The sequence below is a fragment of the uncultured Actinomyces sp. genome (genome assembly GCF_963526355.1).
GTDB lineage: Bacteria > Actinomycetota > Actinomycetes > Actinomycetales > Actinomycetaceae > Actinomyces.
Window position 1 is genome coordinate 1 of sequence record NZ_CAUROW010000128.1, and the last position, 4,436, is coordinate 4,436.

The 4,436-nt window shown below is 68.1% G+C and carries 4 protein-coding genes; all 4 read left to right on the forward strand.

Features of this window, described 5'->3' with window-relative positions; genetic code table 11:
• Positions 1-715, forward strand: a 715-nt coding sequence (locus RWR81_RS12550; protein ID WP_314458061.1) for an MsnO8 family LLM class oxidoreductase, incomplete at its 5' end; no start/stop codon positions are given.
• A gap of 165 nt (positions 716-880) precedes the next feature.
• Positions 881-2,506, forward strand: a complete 1,626-nt coding sequence (locus RWR81_RS12555) for an ABC transporter substrate-binding protein (RefSeq protein WP_314458062.1) — start codon at positions 881-883, stop codon at positions 2,504-2,506.
• A 16-nt stretch (positions 2,507-2,522) separates the two neighbouring features.
• A complete protein-coding gene (locus tag RWR81_RS12560; protein ID WP_314458063.1) occupies positions 2,523-3,452 on the forward strand; it encodes an ABC transporter permease in 930 nt (309 codons plus the stop codon).
• On the forward strand, positions 3,445-4,431 hold the full coding sequence (locus RWR81_RS12565; RefSeq protein ID WP_314458064.1) for an ABC transporter permease: 987 nt from the start codon (positions 3,445-3,447) through the stop codon (positions 4,429-4,431). The genes RWR81_RS12560 and RWR81_RS12565 overlap by 8 nt, the downstream gene beginning before the upstream one ends.
• The last annotated feature ends 5 nt before the right edge of the window (positions 4,432-4,436 follow it).

The window sequence follows — 4,436 nt, forward strand, 5'->3', positions numbered from 1 at the left end:
CGGGGCCTCCGACCCGCGCCGCTTCGCCGAGGAGATCCTCGAGATCCTCACCTATCTCGGCGACGAGCCCGATCCGGGCCCCCACAAGGTCCCCGGTTCTCTCCTCCTGGGCGGCGCCCCCACTGCCGGCACCGCCCAGGGCTCCGAGCCCGGTGGCTCCCGGGTGAGGGCCATTCCGGGTGAGGGCACCCACCCCAACGTCTGGGTTCTCGGCTCCTCCGTCAACGGGGCGCGCGTCGCCGGGCGGCTCGGCCTGCCCTTCGTCGTCGCCTCCCACTTCGCTCCGGTCCAGGCCGAGGCGGCCATCGCCACCTACCGTTCGGTGTTCGACCCCCAGGCCCCCACCTGTCGGCAGTCCGGCCCCCGTCTCGCGGCGGCCGTCAACGTCATGGTGGCCCCGAGTCGGGAGGAGGCCCGCCTCCTGTTCAGCAGCGCCATGGCTGCCGCCGCCCGCATTGTCGGTAACCGGCCCGGCCCCCTCGACCCGCCCAGCGAGGACTCACGGGCCTGGCGCGCCTACGCGCCCGGCAGGGAGGCCGCTGTCGAGGCGGCCATGTCCCTGTCCCTCGTCGGAACGGCCGGAGACGTCGTCGCCCGCCTGCGTGAGCAGGCCGACCGCTGGGACCTCGATGAGATCCTCATCGTCACCCACGCCCACGATCCGGCTGCGCGGCGTCGCTCCTACGAGCTGCTGGCCCAGGCCTGGTACGTCTGAGTGTCCTTCCTCCCCTGTGAGTCTTACACGTGACCCACGTGTCGATTCTGTTTCCTTTTTGGACGTAGGATCTCCACCCATGGACAGCGCCTGACCACCTCTAGGCGTCTGAAACCTCGTGTCCCAGTGACTATCCCAGTCAGTTCCATGCCCAATGGAGGTCGCATGAACCACGCTCTGACAGTGTCGCGCCGCGGCTTCGGACTCGGCGCGGTGGCCTTCGGCATGCTCCTGGTCTCAGGCTGCTCGCGCGGATCGAGCTCGGGCGGAGGCGGCCTGGGCAGTGGCAGCGGCAAGCTGACCCTGGCCTACAACTCCGACGGCCCCCACAAGACCTGGGCCGAGGCCGTGTGCCACTCGGTGTCCAACGTCCTGGGCATCACCATGGAACCCCTGCCGGTGGCCCAGTTCTCCGAGATGCGCGCCGCCATCACCGACCACACCCTCCTGGGCGCTTTCCGCTCCGGCTGGTCGGCCGACTACCCCTCGCTGGAGAACTTCCTCAACGCCACCTTCCAGACCGGCGCCGGCGCGAACGACTCCCAGTACTCCTCGAAGACCTTCGACGACCTCCTGGCCCAGGCGGCAGCGGCCACCGACCCCGAGGACGCCTACGGCTACCTCCGACAGGCCCAGACCCAGCTCTTCGCCGACCTGCCCGGCATCCCGCTGTGGTACCAGAACGGGTTCGGCGGCTACTCCCGCAACGCCTCCAACGTCGACTTCAACTGGACCGGGGTCCCGGTCTACGAAGAGGCCCGCTCCAGCGCCAATGGCGGCGTCGTGCTGTCCAACCTCTCCGAGCCGCAGAACTCCTTGCTGCCCACCAACACCAATGAGTCCAACGGCGGGCGGATCCTCGACCTGGTCTTCGCCGGCCTGGTCCGCTACGACAAGGACGGCAACGTCATCAACGAGGTCGCCTCCTCCATCGAGACCGAGGACAACCAGCACTACACGATCACCCTCAAGCAGGGGTGGACCTTCTCAGACGGCAGCCCGGTGACCGCCGACTCCTTCATCAACGCCTGGAAGTTCGGGGCGCTGCTGTCCAACGCCCAGCTCGGCTCCTCCTTCTTCGAGCGGATCCAGGGCTTCTCCTACGACGAGGACTCCGAGCTGACCGGGCTGACCAAGGTGGACGACTACACCTTCACGGTCGAGCTGACCGCCCCGGCGTCGGACTTCAAGATCAGCCTGGGCCACTACGCCTACTATCCGATGCCCGAGTCGGCCTTCGCCGACCCCAAGGCCTACGGCGCCAAGCCCGTTGGTAACGGTCCCTACCGGCTCATTTCCTGGGACCACGACAGCCGGATCGTGCTGGAGCCCAACCCCGCCTACGTCGGTGGGCGCACCGTGGCGAACCAGGGCGTCACCTTCAAGCTGTACACGAGCTACGACTCGGTCTACAACGACTTGCTGGCTAATGCCATCGACATCGCTGACGGAGTCCCCGACTCCTTCCTGCCCATCTTCCAGCAGCAGCTGGGCGAGCGCGCCATTAACAAGCCGGCCGCCTTCTTCCAGGGGCTCGCCATCGACGTCACCCACGAGCACTGGAAGATGGACGAGGAGGGCCGTGCTCGCCGCGCCGCCATCTGCCGGGCCATCGACCGCAACCTCATCTGCGAGAAGCTCTACTACGGCACCCGTACGCCGGCCAAGGACTTCACCGCCCCCACTGTCGAGGGATGGACCGCCGAGGTACCGGGCAACGAGGTCCTCACCTACGACCCGGACGAGGCCAGGCGCCTGTGGGCGCAGGCCGAGGCCATCTCCAAGTTCTGATCGGGAGGAAGTGGACATGCTTCGTTACGTCGCACGCAGGCTGCTGCAGATGGTCCCGGTGTTCTTCGGGGCCACGCTGCTCATCTACGCCATGGTCTTCGCCCTGCCGGGCGACCCGGTCGCCGCGCTCGGGGGCCAGCGCTCGCTCAGCCCCGAGGTGATCGACCAGATCAAGGCCAGCTACCACCTCGACAAGCCCTTCATCGTCCAGTACCTGCTCTACCTCAAGGGACTGTTCACCCTGGACCTGGGCCAGTCGCTGCGAGGAACTGAGTCCGTCCTCGACGTACTGGTGCGGGCCTACCCGATCACCATCAAGCTCTCCCTCATGGCCCTGGCCTTCGAGGCCATCGCGGGCATCGGCTTCGGTCTCATCGCCGGGGTGAGGAAGGGCGGCTGGTTCGACGCCACCGTCCTGGTGCTCTCCCTGGTGGTCATTGCCGTCCCCACCTTCGTCATCGGCTTCGTCCTGCAGTTCATCATCGGGGTCCGCCTGGGATGGCTGCCGGTCACCGCCGGTGAGAGCCCCGGCTTCACCGAGCTCCTCATGCCGGCCATGGTGCTGGGCGCCGTCTCCTTCGCCTACGTGCTGCGCCTGACCCGCACCGAGGTGGCCGAGAACCTCACCGCCGACCACGTGCGCACCGCCCGGGCCAAGGGCCTGAGCGGACTCCGCGTCATGATCGTCCACGTCCTGCGCAACTCCCTGGTCCCGGTCGTCACCTTCCTGGGCGCGGACCTGGGGGCCCTCATGGGCGGCGCCATCGTCACCGAGGGCATCTTCAACATCAAGGGCGTGGGAGGCACCCTCTACTCCGCCATCATCCGCGGCGACGGCCCCATGGTCGTGTCCTTCACGACCGTGCTCGTGCTCGTCTTCATCGTCTCCAACCTCCTGGTGGACCTGCTCTACGCCGCCCTGGACCCGAGGATCCGCTATGCCTGAGAACCCTGAGAACACTGCGTCCCCCACGCCCTCCACGCCTGCCGCCGTGCGCCCGGGCCAGGAGCGCTTCGTCATCGCCGATGACGAGATCGGCCTGGGAGCCGTCGACGCCGTCGCCGACGAGTCCGCGCCGGCCTCCGTCTGGCTCGACGCCTGGAGGCAGCTGCGTCGTCGCCCCATCTTCTGGGCGGCCTCGGTGCTCATCGCCGTCGCCGTGCTCTTCTCCCTGGTCCCTGGGCTCATCGCCCCGCGCAACCCCGGCTACTGCACGCTGGTCAACTCCTACCAGGGGCCCTCCTGGGCGCACCCCTTCGGGTTCGACATCCAGGGCTGCGACATCTTCGCCCGTACCGTCCACGGGGCCCGGGCCTCGGTGAGTGTGGGCATCTTCACCACCCTCATCGTGATCCTCGTCGGCTCGGCCGTCGGAGCACTGGCCGGGTTCTTCGGCGGGTTCTTCGACGCCCTGCTCTCACGCGTCACCGACATCTTCTTCGCCGTGCCCTTCGTCCTGGCCGCCATCGTCGTCATGCAGATGTTCCGCAACGACCGCTCCATCCTCACCGTCATCCTGGTCCTGGCCCTGTTCGGCTGGCCCCAGATCGCCCGCATCACGCGGGGCTCGGTCATGAGCGTCAAGAACGAGGACTACGTGACCGCCTCACGGGCACTGGGTTCGGGGCGCATGGCCATGCTGCTGCGCCACGTCATGCCCAACGCCGCCGCCCCCATCATCGTGACCGCCACCGTCGAGCTCGGCGTCTTCATCGTCTCGGAGGCCACCTTGAGCTTCCTGGGCATCGGGCTGCCCTCCTCGGTCGTCTCCTGGGGTGCAGACATCGCGGCCGCCAAGGACGCCCTCAACAGCCACCCGAGCGTCCTGCTCTTCCCCGCCGGCGCGCTGGCCCTGACCGTGCTCGGCTTCATCATGCTCGGCGACGTCGTCCGCGACGCCCTGGACCCGAAGGCCCGCAAGTGACACCC

What these genes read in the sequence shown, in the direction of transcription:
- RWR81_RS12555 (WP_314458062.1), top strand. Translation starts at nt 881, where the DNA reads ATGAACCACGCTCTGACAGTGTCGCGCCGCGGCTTCGGACTCGGCGCG.
- RWR81_RS12565 (WP_314458064.1), top strand. Translation starts at nt 3,445, where the DNA reads ATGCCTGAGAACCCTGAGAACACTGCGTCCCCCACGCCCTCCACGCCT.
- RWR81_RS12560 (WP_314458063.1), top strand. Translation starts at nt 2,523, where the DNA reads ATGCTTCGTTACGTCGCACGCAGGCTGCTGCAGATGGTCCCGGTGTTC.